At 40.1% G+C, this 16224-nt stretch carries 17 protein-coding genes and 4 pseudogenes; 16 read left to right on the top strand and 5 right to left on the bottom strand.

Features of this window, described 5'->3' with window-relative positions; all coding sequences use genetic code 11:
* The first annotated feature begins 506 nt into the window (after positions 1 to 506).
* Positions 507 to 764: a GIY-YIG nuclease family protein gene (locus AC1RPR_RS07760; RefSeq protein ID WP_004910776.1), complete on the top strand. Its 258-nt coding sequence runs from the start codon at positions 507 to 509 to the stop codon at positions 762 to 764.
* On the opposite strand, the gene AC1RPR_RS07755 is transcribed toward AC1RPR_RS07760, so the two are convergent.
* A complete protein-coding gene (locus AC1RPR_RS07755) occupies positions 735 to 926 on the bottom strand; it encodes a hypothetical protein (protein ID WP_004910774.1) in 192 nt (63 codons plus the stop codon). The two genes, AC1RPR_RS07760 and AC1RPR_RS07755, sit on opposite strands and share 30 nt — an antisense overlap.
* 126 nt (positions 927 to 1052) lie before the next feature.
* Here AC1RPR_RS07755 and AC1RPR_RS07750 point away from each other — a divergent pair, with 126 nt between their 5' ends.
* A complete protein-coding gene (locus AC1RPR_RS07750) occupies positions 1053 to 2582 on the top strand; it encodes a multicopper oxidase family protein (protein WP_036068639.1) in 1530 nt (509 codons plus the stop codon).
* A 114-nt stretch (positions 2583 to 2696) separates the two neighbouring features.
* On the opposite strand, the gene AC1RPR_RS07745 is transcribed toward AC1RPR_RS07750, so the two are convergent.
* Positions 2697 to 3134 carry a DDE-type integrase/transposase/recombinase gene (locus tag AC1RPR_RS07745; RefSeq protein ID WP_147000550.1) on the bottom strand — a complete coding sequence of 146 codons (438 nt, stop codon included), beginning with the start codon at positions 3132 to 3134 and terminating at the stop codon, positions 2697 to 2699.
* 598 nt (positions 3135 to 3732) lie between these two features.
* On the opposite strand from AC1RPR_RS07745, the gene mobV reads away from it, so the two are divergent.
* The 12 genes and pseudogenes from mobV to AC1RPR_RS07685 all read left to right on the top strand — a co-directional run bounded on the left by mobV (position 3733) and on the right by AC1RPR_RS07685 (position 13684).
* Positions 3733 to 4968 (top strand): MobV family relaxase, encoded by a 1236-nt coding sequence (mobV, locus tag AC1RPR_RS07740; protein ID WP_481763402.1) that lies wholly within the window; start codon positions 3733 to 3735, stop codon positions 4966 to 4968.
* 500 nt (positions 4969 to 5468) lie between these two features.
* Entirely contained in the window at positions 5469 to 6623 is a 1155-nt protein-coding gene (locus AC1RPR_RS07735; RefSeq protein ID WP_481763401.1) for a RepB family plasmid replication initiator protein, read from the top strand.
* On the top strand, positions 6616 to 7182 hold the full coding sequence (locus tag AC1RPR_RS07730) for a helix-turn-helix domain-containing protein (RefSeq protein WP_481763400.1): 567 nt from the start codon (positions 6616 to 6618) through the stop codon (positions 7180 to 7182). Before AC1RPR_RS07735 ends, AC1RPR_RS07730 begins: the two co-directional genes overlap by 8 nt.
* Positions 7183 to 7214: 32 nt before the next feature.
* Positions 7215 to 7568, top strand: a pseudogene (locus AC1RPR_RS07725) (type I restriction endonuclease subunit R); the annotation flags it as partial.
* A gap of 80 nt (positions 7569 to 7648) precedes the next feature.
* Positions 7649 to 8032 carry a restriction endonuclease gene (locus tag AC1RPR_RS07720; RefSeq protein WP_006845392.1) on the top strand — a complete coding sequence of 128 codons (384 nt, stop codon included), beginning with the start codon at positions 7649 to 7651 and terminating at the stop codon, positions 8030 to 8032.
* Between the two features lie 551 nt (positions 8033 to 8583).
* Complete coding sequence (locus AC1RPR_RS07715) at positions 8584 to 9156, top strand: Dps family protein (RefSeq protein ID WP_019041559.1); 573 nt, start codon at positions 8584 to 8586, stop codon at positions 9154 to 9156.
* Positions 9157 to 9340: 184 nt separating this feature from the next.
* Positions 9341 to 10048, top strand: a complete 708-nt coding sequence (locus tag AC1RPR_RS07710) for a Crp/Fnr family transcriptional regulator (RefSeq protein ID WP_089997620.1) — start codon at positions 9341 to 9343, stop codon at positions 10046 to 10048.
* A gap of 8 nt (positions 10049 to 10056) precedes the next feature.
* Positions 10057 to 10365: pseudogene (locus AC1RPR_RS07705) on the top strand (prolipoprotein diacylglyceryl transferase family protein); the annotation flags it as partial.
* A 146-nt stretch (positions 10366 to 10511) separates the two neighbouring features.
* Positions 10512 to 10745, top strand: a complete 234-nt coding sequence (locus AC1RPR_RS07700) for a heavy-metal-associated domain-containing protein (RefSeq protein WP_006845389.1) — start codon at positions 10512 to 10514, stop codon at positions 10743 to 10745.
* 197 nt (positions 10746 to 10942) lie between these two features.
* Positions 10943 to 12805 (top strand): heavy metal translocating P-type ATPase, encoded by a 1863-nt coding sequence (locus tag AC1RPR_RS07695; protein WP_006845388.1) that lies wholly within the window; start codon positions 10943 to 10945, stop codon positions 12803 to 12805.
* Positions 12806 to 13053: 248 nt separating this feature from the next.
* On the top strand, positions 13054 to 13197 hold the full coding sequence (locus tag AC1RPR_RS07690; RefSeq protein WP_006845387.1) for a hypothetical protein: 144 nt from the start codon (positions 13054 to 13056) through the stop codon (positions 13195 to 13197).
* A gap of 67 nt (positions 13198 to 13264) precedes the next feature.
* Complete coding sequence (locus AC1RPR_RS07685; protein WP_006845386.1) at positions 13265 to 13684, top strand: SGNH/GDSL hydrolase family protein; 420 nt, start codon at positions 13265 to 13267, stop codon at positions 13682 to 13684.
* 61 nt (positions 13685 to 13745) lie between these two features.
* On the opposite strand, the gene AC1RPR_RS07680 is transcribed toward AC1RPR_RS07685, so the two are convergent.
* Positions 13746 to 13958, bottom strand: a complete 213-nt coding sequence (locus AC1RPR_RS07680) for a hypothetical protein (protein ID WP_006845385.1) — start codon at positions 13956 to 13958, stop codon at positions 13746 to 13748.
* Between the two features lie 49 nt (positions 13959 to 14007).
* A complete protein-coding gene (locus AC1RPR_RS07675; RefSeq protein ID WP_006845384.1) occupies positions 14008 to 14568 on the bottom strand; it encodes a hypothetical protein in 561 nt (186 codons plus the stop codon).
* A gap of 87 nt (positions 14569 to 14655) precedes the next feature.
* Between AC1RPR_RS07675 and AC1RPR_RS07670 the strand changes: the two genes are divergently transcribed.
* A complete protein-coding gene (locus tag AC1RPR_RS07670; RefSeq protein WP_038241070.1) occupies positions 14656 to 15297 on the top strand; it encodes a Crp/Fnr family transcriptional regulator in 642 nt (213 codons plus the stop codon).
* Between the two features lie 91 nt (positions 15298 to 15388).
* Positions 15389 to 15981: pseudogene (locus AC1RPR_RS07665) on the top strand (IS5 family transposase).
* Between the two features lie 141 nt (positions 15982 to 16122).
* Here AC1RPR_RS07665 and AC1RPR_RS07660 read toward each other — a convergent pair.
* A pseudogene (locus AC1RPR_RS07660) lies at positions 16123 to 16224 on the bottom strand (DNA starvation/stationary phase protection protein); the annotation flags it as partial.

Here is a 16224-nt window from a genome sequence, read left to right as displayed (position 1 = left end):
CTGAAACGTTATACACTGGCAAATTAAGTTATTTATAGCCCGTAGAATTAAGTCGTTTTGAAAAGATGGAGACGTTACAATCTACCAATTAAATAAATCTACAATTGAATTCTATTTACCTTATGAAGATGTTCAAAACGCGTTAAAGGAAAGTGCGCAAAACCCCTTTATACGTACAAAGGATGAATGGGTAGTGGGTAACAATGAGTGTAAATTAAATAAGGCACAAAAAAGTATGCTTAAGGATAAAGAAATATATAATCATTTCAATTTAGAAAATATTCCCAGTTCCATCAAAACGGAGCTAAACAAGATAGTGCATGACATCGATGACTAATACTTAAACACCAAACAGAAAGGGGCTATGAATATATAGGGTCTATAATTATATAATAACTCCTCGAAAAGACTATTAAAACAGCCCCCATTATCTGACTAGTAGATAATGGGGGCTGTTTTTTTGTTCGGCGGTATAATAGCGCCTAAAAAAAGAGGTCGATGATCACATGCCCAATCACATATTTATCAGCCGAGAGTCAGGGAATGATAACATTTCAATATTCTATGACGAACCATCATTTGTGGTCATTGCGAATAAAGACGATTTAGCTAGCATTCAGTTGATTGATGAGTCTAAAAAACCTGGCATCTATATATTGTTGGGTGATGATAAACGATATATTGGTCAAGCATCAAATGCTATTTTTAGTAGACTGCAGCAACTGCTTAATAAACTAGCGCTGGTGGGCGTGTTGTTGACTTGACTGGGGCCGATAAGCGGCAACTAAACCTGTCACAGCGTCCAAAGTCATAATCAGACCCATTAACCACATCGCTGCCATATTGTGCATGGTACCAATTAGAATCAGCAGCACCACATTTAACGCCAGCATGAGCCAGCCCATTGTTTTCGACATTTGTTGCATGAAAATCCTCCTCAAGTGTATGGATAAGACCTATACCATTTTTCGATACTACTTTAGGTTAATTCTAAATTATGTTTATGGCAACCCTAAAAAGTGTTAAAATTATTGTCAGAAGGGGAAATCACGATGAAAACCTATACGAACTATTTCTTTGATGAGCCAGCGTTTGATCTCCACGATGGCGGGTACGTGCCGCTTGAGGTCAGTGATGCGCCTGAGAAGCCCTTAAATGTGCCGCCGTTGTTGAAACCGGATAAAGAGACGGCGACCGACGTTTATTACACGGTGACAGCAGAGGCTGGGGAAACGCAACTGTTACCTGGGGCGAAGACCAAGACGTGGGGCTATAATACCAGTCTGTTAGGTCAGACGATTGTGTATCGCCGTGGTCAGCATACGCATGTGACACTGAAAAACACCCTGCCTGAGTTGACCACTTTTCATTGGCATGGGGCTAATGTCAGTGGCCCTTATGTTGATGGCGGATGCCATGCGCCGGTTTATCCGGGTGAAAGTAAGCATATCGACTTCACATTGGAACAACCGGCGACGACTTTGTGGCTGCACGCGCATCCGTGCCCATCCACAGCCGAGCAGGTTTGGCATGGTTTGGCTGCCATGGTGATTGTCAAAGACGACCATGAAGCCAGCCTGCCATTGCCAAGGAACTATGGCGTTGACGATATTCCGGTCATTTTGCAAGACCGGCGTTTTCATGAGAACAACCAGTGGGACTACCGGGCTGATTATGATCCTGACGGTGTTGCTGGGCCAACTGCAATGATTAACGGTACAATCAATCCCTATTTTGATGTCACCACGCAAAAGGTCCGGTTGCGTTTTCTGGATGGTGCTAATCGCCGTGAATGGCGGTTGCATTTTTCCGATGACCTGCCATTTACGCAAATTGGCGGGGATGGCTCACTATTACCGGAGCCGGTCAAATTTACCCATTTGATGCTGACTTGTGCTGAGCGTGCCGAAGTGATCGTTGATTTTGGCCAATACCATGAAGGCGACGAGGTCACCTTATATACGGATGATGTGCCATTGCTGAAGTTCCGCATTCATGCGTTCAAACCGGATCAGACTACCTTGCCTGATAAGTTGTTCGATGTGAAGGCACCAGTGGTTGACCCGGCTTTGCCAGTTCGCCACGTTGTGATGCAGGGGATGGACGAAGGTGTTGCGATTGATGGTAAAAAGTTTGCCATGCAGCGGATTGATGCCACGCAACCAATTGGCAAAGCCCAGTACTGGGATGTTACCAATAGCAATGATGCGCCTGGAATGGTTCATCCATTCCATGTGCATGGAACCCAATTCTTAGTCTTGTCGCGGAATGGGCATGCGCCGTATCCAAATGAACATGGTTTCAAAGATACCGTTGGCGTGAATCCTGGTGAAACGGTTCGGCTGCTGGTTCGCTTTGATTTGCCAGGGGTTTATATGTATCACTGCCATATCATTGAGCACGAAGATGGCGGCATGATGGCACAGATTGAAACATTCGATCCAGCCAAGCCAAAGCAAGAATATAAATTGATGGATATGGATACGTTAATGATGGCCTTGGCTAAAGAACGTGGCGTCAAACCATCTGAGATTTGGATGGGCGGTATGCAGTCTTATGAAAAAATGGGAATGAAAATGTAAACGTCCCACAATACTAATATAGAAAAAGATGATTTTAATATGAACTCTCCAACGATCAAACATCGCGGGGCTTTGCTCAGAAGTCAATAAATTGGACTATTTTTATTCAGTTACTTAGGCAACATTTGAGATACGATTGCGATTATAAAAATTGATATACCAACCAGTGGCTGCTTGGACTTCAGTTAATGTTTGGTATGCCTTCAGATACACCTCTTCACGCTTCAATATTGAACGAAACGCTTCCATACGGCCATTATCGTACGGATGGCCTTTGAGTGAATATGAATGTTTCAAGCCATAATTTTGACATTTAATATTAAATTCAGCACTCGTGTATTGCGCCCCCATATCTGAATGAATAATTAATGGCTTTCGATGCTTATCTAACGCCATCTGTAAGGCACTTGTGGCTAGCTCGGCTGTCATTGTATCGCCAATTTTATAGCCCAATACTTTTATCTTCTCAGGATCCAAAACGGTCGCTAAATAGACCCATCTGTGATTAGTCAACTGAATATAAGTGATATTTGTCTGCCAAACACCGCTCAAATGCTCTTATACTTAATGTTATTTTCCTATTGTGCGCCGTAATAATCTTAATTTACATGATGATCGAAAACAAGCTCACCTCAGATAATTCCTTTTATATCATTCTGACAATCCTGGTTGTAATCCATACCAGTTTTGATTTATTAAAATGGTTACCAAAAAAACGCATGTAGTTGGTTTACAGGGTATAGGGGTAATCATTTGGGATTTAAATTAATACGCTGGAAAATTATATTAGCATTCAAAATCAGTTGAGATAGATACAGATACTATCTCAACTGATTTTTTTATGTGGTTAAGCTGACATCAGCTTGCCCCACGCGGGTAGTGTTCTGCATGACATGCTCCCACTGAAGGTGATCATGCAATGATAAATTGCCCTGTCACGGCGTGACCCGCCGGAGGTTTTACGAGCCGGATAATAGGCGCTGTAAAATAGCAGTTTCCCCAGTAGGAAGGGGAAACGCTACGGTCATCGCTTGTCGATGACGCGCCTCGCAGAGCCTGTCCAAAATAGAATTTTGGTATAACAGGCTATACCAGATTTTTAACGGTGTTATACTGGTCTTGGAAAACCCTTTTTGAGGAGGCATTTTTGATGGCGCATTTAAAGAAAAATACGCGTGGCGCAGTCCCTGGTTTAGCGGTTCACTTTGAACGTAAAACTGACCATCACACTAACAAAGAAATTGATGTGTCGAAAACCTATCTGAATCAAGATCTCATGGCAGATGGTTCTGATATGCTTACCCGCTTCAATGCGCGTTTAAATGACGTTTATTGCATGAAAAGAGACGATGTGAAGGCGTTAGCGACTTGGATTGTCACTTTACCTGAAGAACTCTCAGAAGCGCCCCACGATCAACAGAGCGCCTTTTTTGAAGCAACCAGCAATTTTCTTAATGACCGTTATGGTCAAGAAAATTCCGTGGCAGCTGTCGTGCATTATGACGAGACAACCCCTCACTTGCACTATGCCTTTGTCCCAGTGGTTTTTGATGATAAAAAGTCACGTGATAAAGTATCCGCTAAAGAAGTGCTAACGCGGCAGGATTTGCAAACCTTTCATGAGGATTTAGATCAGCATTTAAAAAAAGTGCTGCCATTTTATGAACAAGGGATTTTAAATCACAAAACCTTACCATTTGAGAATGTGGCTGAAATCAAAAAATACAATGATCAGTTCAACGCTTTAAAAACGGAACTAGCTGACGTTGAAAAAAATATTAGGGCTAAACAGGCCGTACTTAAAATCACGGATCAAGCTTTAAAGGAAGTTGACTTAGCCGAAAAACAAATTGATGATTTTAAACAAGACTTATCTAAAAATCTCTTTGGTAAGACGGTGCTTAAACCAGATGACTTAGATCGCTTTAAAAACGTGTTAGCCACGATGAAGAAAGCCACCTTACAAAGCCAGCATGAGACAGAAGAACTCAAGCAAACGTTAGGCCAGGTCAAAGCGCAATTAGCAGCTGTCCAAGCAGATTATCAAAACCTGAAAGAAACGCATCAAGCGCTTCAGGTGGATCAACGAGAACAGCAACAGCTGGATTATGCCATGAGAGACATGCTTAAAAATGATTATGGTGTCGACAAGCTATCGCATACTGATGTGGAGGCCCGGTATGTTCTTTATAAGCTGGATCATGAAGAACTCACAAAAAATAAAAAAGTAGCCCAGTCCTGGTTAAAAACACTGACGACAGCTAGAGAAGATCCAGATACGAAAATAGCGCCAACTAGATTAGATTGGGGCATTGAACAAGTTAAAGCATTAATTAATCGAATAATTGAATTAACGCGTGATCTTTTTAAAGGACCAACTCTGTAACGTTAAACCGACTTATTTGCCCGTATAAGCGTTTTAAACCATTCAACGTAGAATTAAGCATTAAGTAACTTAAAACGTCGCTATTGGCGTAATAAGTGGCAATCTATGTTAGATAACTAGCAATCCGTCATTTAAAATAATTCAAAACAAAAAGAACACCCTGTACAAAATTTATGTGCACCGTGTTCTTTTGTTTTGTTTTTTATTGAATCAATAAAAAGGCGAAGCCTATTATAAGTTTATCTTTTATATTTTAATCTTTTGTTCTTTTGCGTAGTTATAAATATAGTGTTTGCAATGGATTCAAAGAAAAAACCAAGAGAAAAAACTATGTATATAGAGAGAAAAAACTATGCATATAGAGAGAAAAAACTATGCATATAGAGAATTTTAATTAATGATACTCTCTGTATTTTGGTACAATAAAAGCATAAAGAAATTCCCGACCAAAAGTTTTTCTTTATGCTTATCCAACAACACGCCCAAAGGAGCGTATTTATATGTCAATTATACCAGAATCAAAGACAAGGCAGGTTCAGACCTTGAATGAATTATCTAAACGCAAAGTTGTTGAACATAATAGCTTAATAACGTCCATTGCCAAAATGGATAAAACCCCACTTAAAATGTTTGAATTAGCCGTCTCGTTGATTGATACCGACAATCCCCCAAAAGATCAGACGGTTTATTTGTCCAAGCAAGAGTTGTTTGCTTTTTTTAAAGTGGATGATAGTAATAAACATAGTCGGTTTAAAGAAGCGATTGAAAAGATGCAAAAACAGGCTTTTTTTCAGATTAAAATAGTACAAGATAAGGGATTTGATTTTGAAAGTATCGTTCCAATTCCTTATGTAAAGTGGTCAGATTATCATGATGAAGTGACGATTCAGTTTAGCGATAAGATTATGCCTTACTTGATTAATCTTAAAACCAATTTTACGCAACATGCCTTGTCAGATATTTCAGAATTAAATAGCAAGTATTCAGTTATATTGTACCGTTGGTTATCTATGAATTATAGCCAATATGAGCATTACAACTTTAAAGGCGGCCGTAGACAAGAGCAAGTTGAAAGTTACCGTAATCCAGTTATCAGTATGCGAGAATTAAGAGAAATGACTGATACGGTGAATGAGTATAAAAATATGACGGATTTTACAAAGTGGGTCTTAAAAAAATCAATATCAGAAATTAATGAACAGACAACTTTTAATGTGACTTATGACAAAGTAAAGAAAGGACGCAGTATTGAGAGCGTTTCTTTTCACATTACAAAAAAACCAGTCGCAGATGATACTAGTTATAAGTTAGATGATCTCGCTTATATTGACGGTAAGATAAGGCAAGAAGAAAGGGAAAAAGACCTTGTATATGAAGCTATGAAAAGCCCATATACAAAGTTGTTGATGGAGCAGTTTTTATTGTCATATATTGATTTAACGGATACGACTATTTTGTCAGGGTTACAGAAAAATGTTTATCCACTTTATGACGAATTAAAAGAGTTACGTGGTTTAAAGGGCGTGAAAGAACACTTAGCATATATTCGAGATAAACAAGATGACTATTCGAAAAAGAATATTGCTAAGTATCTTAAAAAATCGATTGAACAGTATCTACCAATCGTTAAAAGGCAGGATATAGATCATGAGTGAAAATTTAAAAACAATTCGAGAACTTGCTGAGGAGTTAGGTGTTTCAAAACAGGCAATACAATATCATATAAAGTCGCTGACAAACAAAACAAGGCAAACAAACGACAAAGGTATAGTTATTTTATCTTTAGAAGAACAGCATTTTATAAGGTCGAAGGTCGACAAACAGACAAACAAAACCAAGACAAATAAACAGACAAATGACAAACAAACAGACAAAGAGACAAAGTGGGATATCCACAACTATTTAATTAGTGAACTTGATGAAGTTAAGAAAAATAGAGATAAACAATTAGCAGTTAAGGATAAGCAACTAGAAAATAAAGATTCGCAAATAGCTCAAATGCAAAACTTACTAGACCAACAACAACGGTTAGCTTTGCAAGACAAAAAGCTGCTCGAAGAATACAAGGCAGAAATTAAGGACTTGAAAGCCTTAACGATGGCACCGCATGATGATGGTGAAAAAGAAGTGACGTCAGACAAACAACCGGAACCTGAAAATAGCACCCCGGAGTCACAACCTAAACCTAAAAAGTGGTGGCGTTTTGGTAAATAGTTACAACTAAAAAAGAAAAGAAGACTAGTTAAATGGCGGAAGATAAATTTGAACAAGCTGTAATTGACAAGCTAAAGAGTGAAGGTTGGGAATATCTAACAGATTATTCTGGTGTAACAGTTGATCGGCTATATGACCACTGGCGCGACATTCTGAATGCCAACAATCGTAAACGACTAGAAGATACGCCGTTATCTGATAATGAGTTTGAACAAGTGAAGTTGGAACTAACGAAGAATAAAACGCCGTATGATGCGCAACTCATGTTGGCGGGTACGGGTGGTGTTGGGACGCAGCTAGAACTTGAAATATTCTATGGTGATGAAGTGGCTGGTGGACATTCACGTTATGAAGTCGTTAACCAAATTACGTTTACGGATTTAGCAACGTAAGTTAGATTTGTTGAAAGAACAGAAAAAAGGCTTTTTACAAAAGATGTTTGTTTAGGGTCTATAATTAATAAGTGATGGGGTATTGTGGAACTGATGGTCAGGCAATAACTACGCAAGCAACTAGAGACGGTGGAGTTGATGGATTTATCCAACAAGATGCATTAGGGCTACAAAATATATACATCCAGGTTAAAAGATACGCTAAATCAAATTCTGTAGGTTCTAGAACCATCCAAAGTTTTAGTGGAGCACTTCAGGAAAGAAGTGCAGGAAATAGTAATAGTGGTGTCTTTATAACTACTTCATCCTACACTCAAGATGCTTTAATATCCGCTAAACGTCTACATATAAAAGCTATTGACGGTGAACAATTGGCTAAACTAATAATTAAATATAAGGTTGGTATAAAAACCATCAATCAATTTCCAATTTATGAGATTAATAAAGACGACTTTTAATTCCCACCATTTCCATCAGGGTAATTTATAAGGAGAAAAGCTATGGATGACTTAAAAACCATAATAAGTAAAACTCTCAATCAATATCAAAATACTAAAAATAAATAAAAAAATTCTTTTCAATTTTTATTTATGGTATGACATAAATAAAGTAAAGTTATTCGTCTAGGTTAATCTTATTAATACTCTTTCTCACTAGTGTTGCATGCAACACTAGTGAGAAAGAGCATTAAATATACTGCAAGGCAAGACATTTGGTAATTGAAGAATAACAAGCAAAAAAATAGCAGTCAGGTCTCTTGACAAAGTATAGTTGCTATTCTTTTTTTAGGCCCTACTTTAATGAAATTTTTGTTTGGAGGGAACGACCTCATTCCTTTGATTATTTCAGTTGAATTTAATAGAGAAGCCTGGCGTCTATTAAGAAATACTTTTCTTGATGAGCGTCAATTTTTTTAACGGAAATCTATCCTATACTAAATTCAGTAAAGGAAAAGGAGAAATCAAAGGAAACTATTTTAAACAAACCAAAATTATAGGAGGAATAGATCATGACTGAAAATAAAGCTTCTCAAGAAAGAACACCCCAAGAAAGATTGCAAGAAGAACAAGAACACAAGGAACATGTCCATCATACAAAAATTAATGCAGCGGCCATTTCGGATCATCTTTTAGGGAACATGCATACTTTACATGTGAAATTGCACCAATATCACTGGTATGTAAATGGTGCTAATTTCTTCACTCTGCATGAAAAATTTGAAGAATTGTATAATCAAAACGAAGAATGGTTCGACAAACTAGCAGAACGCTTGATTACTTCCGGTCATAAACCGGCTTCAACCACCGCTGAATTTGAAAAATATTCCATGCTTTCAGAAGATGCCATCAATAAATACGCTAAAGCAGAAGACATGGTTGAAAATATTATCGAAGATTTCAGAAGTACCCGTGAATTAACGATTCGTGCTATTCGTTTAGTACAGGATGAGGGTGACGATGCTTTAGAAGATACACTGATTGCTTTTAAAAATGACTTAGATAAAAACATTTGGATGCTGCAAGCATTCATTGGCAAAGAGGCATTGGAAGACGACGATGCGTTTGATGAGGATGAAGATTAGGTTTTTCGTAAACATACATTTAAAAATTAAAGATTTTGGGGTTGGGACTCTTTCCAGCTCCTATTTTTTTGCCGTTAAAAAGACTTTTCTTGATGAGAGTCAATTTTTTTGAGGTAGGGGGCCTTTATACTAAATATAGGAAAGTTAAAAAAAGGACAATAAACTGATAAAGGGGGAGAACGAATTGACTCAATACACCCAACCACATGCAGCAGGAGACCACTCAGCTTGTATCCGCTTAGTCCCGATATTCAATCATTTGGAGGAAAGCTCGATGGATCGCATCGCTGGAAAAGCTCACACGAAGCACTATCAAAAAGGGGCGTTTCTGTTTCGCTCGCAAGAAAAAGATGATGCCTTATATATTGTGAATCGCGGAAAAGTCCGCATCTATCGCTTGTCTGATTCTGGTAAAGAGCAACTAGTGCGTATTTTGAATCCGGGTGACTTTACGGGAGAATGGACGTTGTTCAATCCTGATGCTGTGCATGAGGAATACGCAGAAGCTACTCGAGATACGTCTGTCTGCATGATTCAACAACATGATGTACAAGAGTTTCTAAAAGAGTATCCTGCAATTTCGTTAAAGCTGCTAGGAGAGATGTCGCAGCGGTTAGAGAAATCCGCACGTCAAACCGCACAAGTAGCCGTGGAGAGTGTCATTACCCGTTTAGTTTTGTTTTTGGCAGAAAATGTGGAACCTGAAATGGGCAACTCTCCCACCATCACCCTGCCGATGGCAAAAAAGGACATTGCTTCCTATTTAGGAACGACACCTGAGACCATCAGTCGCAAATTTGGAGAATTGGAGAACGAGGGATTGATTCAACAGCTGTCTGGGAAAAGAATCAAGATTCAGGATTTAGATGATTTATTGCTTTACAGCGAATAATCGGACACACTTTTTTATACACGTTGGTGTTCTGTCGCTCTTCATTAACAATGGGACAGAACTCAGTGCTTTTGCGTCAAGAAGAAGTCGCTTTGAGTTACGTTTTGTGGTACTCAGTGGGTCGGTTCTTCATTGAAGGTATGCGAACGAACAGTTTATGGATTGGCGAGTGGATCCGCGTTTCGCAAGCCTTGTCTCTGGCCCTGTTTATTGGCGCGATTGTAGTATGGTTTATACGCAGACAAGATTATCCACCAATTTCTTATTATTCTGATGGCAATAAGGGGCAGAAAAAGACTATTAAGATGGTGAATTGAGCAAAAAGATAAAAAGAAGTGCCGAACTTGATATGCGTCAATTTTCGTTTGCTAAAAGTGAGCTATATTACAGTTGTAAAGAGGAAAAGGCAGTGTTCATTAATCTGCTGCCGATAAAATAAAAACACATAAAGGAGATAGGAATTATGGAAAAAGCTATATTGCAATTAGAAACGTTGTCTTGTCCAAGTTGTATGCAAAAAATTGAAGGTGCCGTGAAATCAGTTAACGGTGTTGATAAAGACAGCATTAAAGTATTATTCAACTCCAGCAAAGTCAAAGTCGATTTTGATTCAGCTGTCACTTCGATTGAAGAGATTCAAAAAGCTATCGAAAACGTAGGCTATCCGGTCCTTAAAGCAAAAGTCAAGGCCGCTTAACAGATTAAATGAACTAGGCAATTCTGGAAGGAAAGCTATTTTTCCAGGATTGCTTTTTTTGTTGCAATCCGATTCGAGGTGCTTAGAAACGATAAAAGAGAACTTTCTAAACTTGATATCCGTCAATTAATTACTTAGGCAATTATCTTATACTTTGTTTATCAATAAAAGAGAAATTAAATTTGGAGGGAAAAAGCATGCAACAATATATATTAAGCAAAAAAAATGTTATCACCGTCATCAGTGGATTGTTAATCGCACTCGGTTTCTTCAGTCACTTTGTTTTAGAAAACGTAGGACTTTCAGAGTGGTCTTTGATCATCGCCTCTGTCTTTGGGATTATGCCAATTGCCATTCAAGCGTTTCAAGCAATGAAAGTCAAAGTCATCAGTATTGATGTCTTAGTTAGTATTGCAGCGATTGGTGCGCTTTTTATTCAAAATTATGAAGAATCGGCTATTGTCACGTTCTTATTCTTATTCGGACACTACTTGGAACATCGAACATTGAACCAAACGCGATCTGCTATCAAAGAATTGACTGAAATGGCACCCGAAAGCGCCTTGAAACAAATGGATAATGGCGAATTTGAAGAAGTAGAAGTGGATGATGTAGATGAAGGGGATATCTTGCTCGTTAAAACGGGTGCGAAAGTTCCAGTAGATGGTACAGTTCTTACGGGTGAAGGGCATATCAATGAAGCTAGCATTACAGGTGAAGCTGTTCCGGTCAACAAGCTAGCTGATGCAGAAGTTTTTGCAGGAACCATTTTAGAAAACGGAACGATTCAAATCAGAGCTGACCGAGTTGGTGAGGACACCACATTTGGAAAAATTGTTGAACTCGTGGAAGAAGCACAAGATTCTAAATCCGAAGCGGAACGGTTCATTGATCGCTTTTCTAAATACTACACACCAGCTGTCTTGGTCCTGGCAATTGTTGTATGGGCGTTCAGTCAAAATATTGAGTTAGCAATCACCATCTTGGTTCTAGGTTGCCCAGGCGCATTAGTTATCGGAGTGCCTGTCTCAAACGTTGCCGGTATTGGGAATGGTGCTCGTAACGGTGTTCTTTTAAAAGGGAGTGAAGTCATTCAAGACTTCAGCAATGTGGATACAATTGTATTTGATAAGACAGGTACTTTAACTGTCGGAAACCCAACCGTTGCAGCGACTGAACTGTATGAAAAAGATTCTGCTGAAACGCTTGGCTATCTGGCCAGTGTGGAACGGGAATCAGATCATCCATTAGCAAAAGCGGTCTTAAATCAAATTGGAGAAACAAACTTTTATCCTGTTGAAGAAACTGAAGTCGTGAAAGGCGGCGGAATCGTTTCAAGTGTAGCTGGACATAGAGTGGCTGTCGGGAATGTGGCCTTGATGGAAAAAGAAAATGTCACTCTCAGCAAAAAAGTGCAAAAAGATGTCAAACGGTTTGAACAACAAGGGAACTCTCTCGTTTTGACAGCGGTCGACGGTGAATTAAAAGTACTGATGGGCATTCGCGACCAAGTCCGTCCGGGTGTGAAAGCTAATTTGCAGGAATTAAAAGACCTGGGCGTAAAAAATCTAGTCGTTCTTTCAGGAGATAACCAAGGAACCGTTGATGTGGTCGCAGGCGAACTTGGTTTGACCGAAGCTCACGGCCACATGTTGCCGGAAGACAAATCGGCTTATATCGGAAAACTCCAACAACGTGGTCAAATTGTAGCCTTTGTTGGAGATGGCGTTAACGATAGTCCGTCCTTAGCTTTAGCAGACATTGGCATCGCAATGGGAAGCGGAACGGACGTAGCGATCGAAACATCCGATGTCGTTTTAATGAACTCGAACTTCAGCAACTTGCCTCACGCATTAGGAATAGTAAAAGCTACCGCTAATAATATGAAACAAAATATCGCGATTGCAATTGGAGTAGTGTTGGTCTTGTTGACCAGCGTCTTCTTCAGCGAATGGATGAATATGTCTATCGGAATGTTGGTTCATGAAGGTAGTATCCTGGTGGTAATTTTCAATGCCATGAGATTAATGAAGTATAAGTTGAAAGGTCGAAAAGAATAAAAAGAAGTATCAGCACCTGCAGAGACAGTAAAAATATCTCAAGAATAAACTAGAAGAGGCTGGGACAATAGTCCATCCTTGAAATGACAAAAGCGGAAACTCCCAGATTTAAAATTCTGGGAGTTTCCACTTTTTTGAGTTCTTGAAAAAAAATAAGAGTATAGAGTATGCTCTTTATAAAATTAATTTTCGTGTGAATGATTAAAAAATCTAATAATAAAATTTAAATTCCTATTAAGTTTTAACACATGAAATTACATAATTCATCATATTGGCTATATCGTGTTTACGATATTAATAAGGAAGCAAAATTAGAGAAGTATCATGGCAATCTAGAACAATATTTTAGTTTTGAACCAACTGATTATCTTGCTTTGAAAAAAGATAATTAGAACGTACAGGGCCCATTTTTATAGTTACGCCCCTAGCCATCAAACATTGAATCCCAAGTCACCGTTGATGGGTCGGCGGATTGCATTTCTGGGATCGTCAATTACGGCCGGTGCGGGTGCACCGGAAGATTCGTTCGTCGATTATCTCGTCGCGACGGATGGCGTGATTGCCATCAAGGAAGCGGTGAGTGGCACCACTTTAGCAGGTAACGCACCAGATAGCTATGTGCATCGGCTCTATCATCGGATTCCAGTGACCCAACCATTAGACGCTTTTGTCTGCCAACTTTCAACCAATGATGGGCGGCATGACAAGGCTATGGGGCAAGTTACGGGTGCACAACAGCGCCACGGCTTTGACGAAACGACGACGCTCGGAGCGATTGAAACAATCCTGGCCTATGTTCAACAGCATTGGGCGGTGCCAATCGTGTTCTTCACTTGTGTGCGAAAACACGATGCGAATTATGGTAAATTAGTGCAGTAATTGAAAGTCTTACAAAAAAAGTGGCACTTCACGATTATTGACCTCTGGCAGGATCCAGTGGTCAAAGCTGAAAATCGCGCCCAACCACTAGCAATGGTCGACGACGCTCATCCAACCCGATTAGGTTATCGGAATATCTGGACGCCAATTTTTCGGCAACAATTAACGGACGTGCTTCGCCAGTCGGAACCATAATCGTCAATCGATTTCGCGTTTTCAAGGCTTCCGTCGATAGTCTAAAGAAATAAACATAACGACCGGATGAACCTGTCATGTGATAGGCTCATCCGGTCGTTATGTTTTAGCTTACTTCAAATTTTAGGTTAGTCTGCGACTTCAATCTTCCCAACCGCAATCGGTAAGGTGACGTGTGCATCGTAGGCGCCAACTTCACCAGCAACGGTGGCTGGTAAAACCAAGTCTTGTGGTACGCCGTGAATGTAGATGACCCGTTTGTCGAGTTCCAAGTCATCGGTACCAAAGACTTCTTTGAACTTCGCTTGCAAATCAGCTAATGGCACATCGATTTCGTAGGCAAAGTGGCCTTGGGCGTCAGCGACTGGGTAGTTATCATTCGGCACGTCCATGTGATGTGGGGCGTTGTCAAATGGCACCATCGTTGTCCCTGAGACTGGTTCAGTTTCTGGCAAGTCGACAAATCCGTCATGATTGGCATCCTGCGCCATCGTGGCAATTTGGGCCGCCTTACCATCTGGAAAACCGTGGAAATGTTCCCAGTGTTGCGTATTTGCAGGTGTATCAAACATTTCAATCGCCACGTGTAATTGGTCACCGTCTTCAACAAAGGTGGCAGTTCCATGGGGTGCCGTTCCAATGTCTTCTGCGTTTAGTGGTACGATGTTAGCAACGTATTTTTTAGTCATGAATGATTCCTCCAATTCTTCATCATAAGTCCATTATATGCTATTCTAAACTTATTAAAATTGATATATGTCAAGAAAGGAAAATTTATGCACCCAAAAATGGATTGTATCAGTCGCTCGCCACTTTTCGCGCCGCTGTCACCGACAATTAAAACTAAATTGATTACAGTGACGCACCATCGCAAGTTTTTTCAAAAGGGTCAACTGATCCGACAACCGCTGGACCACCAAGAAGGGATGCTGATTTTGGACGAGGGGACGGCCAAAGTCTATGCGTTAGCTGATAATGGCAAGGAGAAAATTATTGACTTACTACATACTGGTGATGTGGTCGGTCAGCGCTGGTTATTTGCACCGCATGAAAATCAGGGCTACATCCAAGCGACTAGTGATGCGTGGGTTTGTTCCATTCAATACGCTGATTTTCAGCAGTTACTCGGAGAATCAGCGAATTTATCGTTAGCGATGATCAACAATTTTGGCAACCAATTGATTGAAGTCGAGAAAAATCAGATGCGCCGTGATCTATTGGATGCAAAGGACCGTCTGATGGCTTATTTGCGGGATGTCGCGGTGGAATCCGGACAAGTCGTCTTTGAATTACCACTTAAAAAGAAGGAACTCGCCAATATTTTGGGAATTACGCCGGAGACGCTCAGCCGTCAATTTAAGCAGTTAGCTTTGGAAGGTAAAATTATTGTGAATAACCGGCAGATTACGATGTGCTAGAAAAATGCGGTTAACTACGCATTTTTCTAGGGACTGTCTGAAAACTAAAAATTCAGGTATAATCTGAGGAAAAACGAATCGAGGCATTCCGATGACAACACCTAAACGATACGAACTGGAAGATGCTCAGTGGGACCGAATCAAAGGATACTTCCCGCCATACCGGACTGTCCGTCCATCAAGCCTAGACAACCGTACCGCCCTCAACGCTATCCTCTGGCTCATGCGCAGCGCAAAAAAAACGCCGAATGCATGGTCGAAAATCAAGCTATTGGACTAAGTCGAGGTGGCCGAACGACCAAGATTCACGCACTCGTTGACGGATTAGGGAATCCCTTGGGGTTTCGCCTAACAGGTGGTCAAGTACATGATAGCCAAGTTGCCAGTGAGTTGCTGGAAGGCTTCGATATTTCTCAATCAAATATTATCGCGGATAAAGCCTATGGCACCGCGAAACTTCGCCAGTATATTGAAGATAAAGCAGGCGTCTATACCATTCCGCCAAAGGAAAATACCAAAGACAAGTGGACCTGTGATTACCACGTTTATTGTGAGCGCCATTTGATTGAGAACTTCTTCAATCAGTTGAAGAACTTTCGTAGGATTGCAGCGCGTTATGATAAGCTCGCTCGTGTTTATCTGGCTACGGTCTACATTGCCTCAATTTGCATCTTACTTAAGTAGTTTTCAGACGGACCCTAGTATAACCTATTCCGAACGAATTAAAATCGAAACCTTTTGTGAACTAGGGCTGTCCAATATCCAAATGGGCGTTCGGATTAATTTTACAATCTACCATAAGCCTACCGATTTTTTAATATTATTTTATTCATCAATTTCTGGCGCCGACCCAAGCTCTGCCTGAATCATCCAGATTTTCTTCTCAATTGCGGTTTTGAGACCAATGAAAATATCTTGGGTACTGAA

It is taken from the genome of Dellaglioa sp. CoH-57-MRSF-22, from assembly GCF_056781895.1.
This window is presented reverse-complemented; position numbering and strand designations above follow the sequence as displayed.

Bases quoted from the DNA above. Each gene is read 5' to 3' on its own strand.
- AC1RPR_RS07760 (WP_004910776.1), top strand. From the start codon at position 507: ATGCCCAATCACATATTTATCAGCCGAGAGTCAGGGAATGATAACATT.
- AC1RPR_RS07755 (WP_004910774.1), bottom strand. From the start codon at position 926: ATGCAACAAATGTCGAAAACAATGGGCTGGCTCATGCTGGCGTTAAAT.
- AC1RPR_RS07750 (WP_036068639.1), top strand. From the start codon at position 1,053: ATGAAAACCTATACGAACTATTTCTTTGATGAGCCAGCGTTTGATCTC.
- mobV (WP_481763402.1), top strand. From the start codon at position 3,733: ATGGCGCATTTAAAGAAAAATACGCGTGGCGCAGTCCCTGGTTTAGCG.
- AC1RPR_RS07735 (WP_481763401.1), top strand. From the start codon at position 5,469: ATGTCAATTATACCAGAATCAAAGACAAGGCAGGTTCAGACCTTGAAT.
- AC1RPR_RS07730 (WP_481763400.1), top strand. From the start codon at position 6,616: ATGAGTGAAAATTTAAAAACAATTCGAGAACTTGCTGAGGAGTTAGGT.
- AC1RPR_RS07720 (WP_006845392.1), top strand. From the start codon at position 7,649: ATGGGGTATTGTGGAACTGATGGTCAGGCAATAACTACGCAAGCAACT.
- AC1RPR_RS07715 (WP_019041559.1), top strand. From the start codon at position 8,584: ATGACTGAAAATAAAGCTTCTCAAGAAAGAACACCCCAAGAAAGATTG.
- AC1RPR_RS07700 (WP_006845389.1), top strand. From the start codon at position 10,512: ATGGAAAAAGCTATATTGCAATTAGAAACGTTGTCTTGTCCAAGTTGT.
- AC1RPR_RS07695 (WP_006845388.1), top strand. From the start codon at position 10,943: ATGCAACAATATATATTAAGCAAAAAAAATGTTATCACCGTCATCAGT.
- AC1RPR_RS07690 (WP_006845387.1), top strand. From the start codon at position 13,054: ATGAAATTACATAATTCATCATATTGGCTATATCGTGTTTACGATATT.
- AC1RPR_RS07685 (WP_006845386.1), top strand. From the start codon at position 13,265: ATGGGTCGGCGGATTGCATTTCTGGGATCGTCAATTACGGCCGGTGCG.
- AC1RPR_RS07680 (WP_006845385.1), bottom strand. From the start codon at position 13,958: ATGACAGGTTCATCCGGTCGTTATGTTTATTTCTTTAGACTATCGACG.
- AC1RPR_RS07675 (WP_006845384.1), bottom strand. From the start codon at position 14,568: ATGACTAAAAAATACGTTGCTAACATCGTACCACTAAACGCAGAAGAC.
- AC1RPR_RS07670 (WP_038241070.1), top strand. From the start codon at position 14,656: ATGCACCCAAAAATGGATTGTATCAGTCGCTCGCCACTTTTCGCGCCG.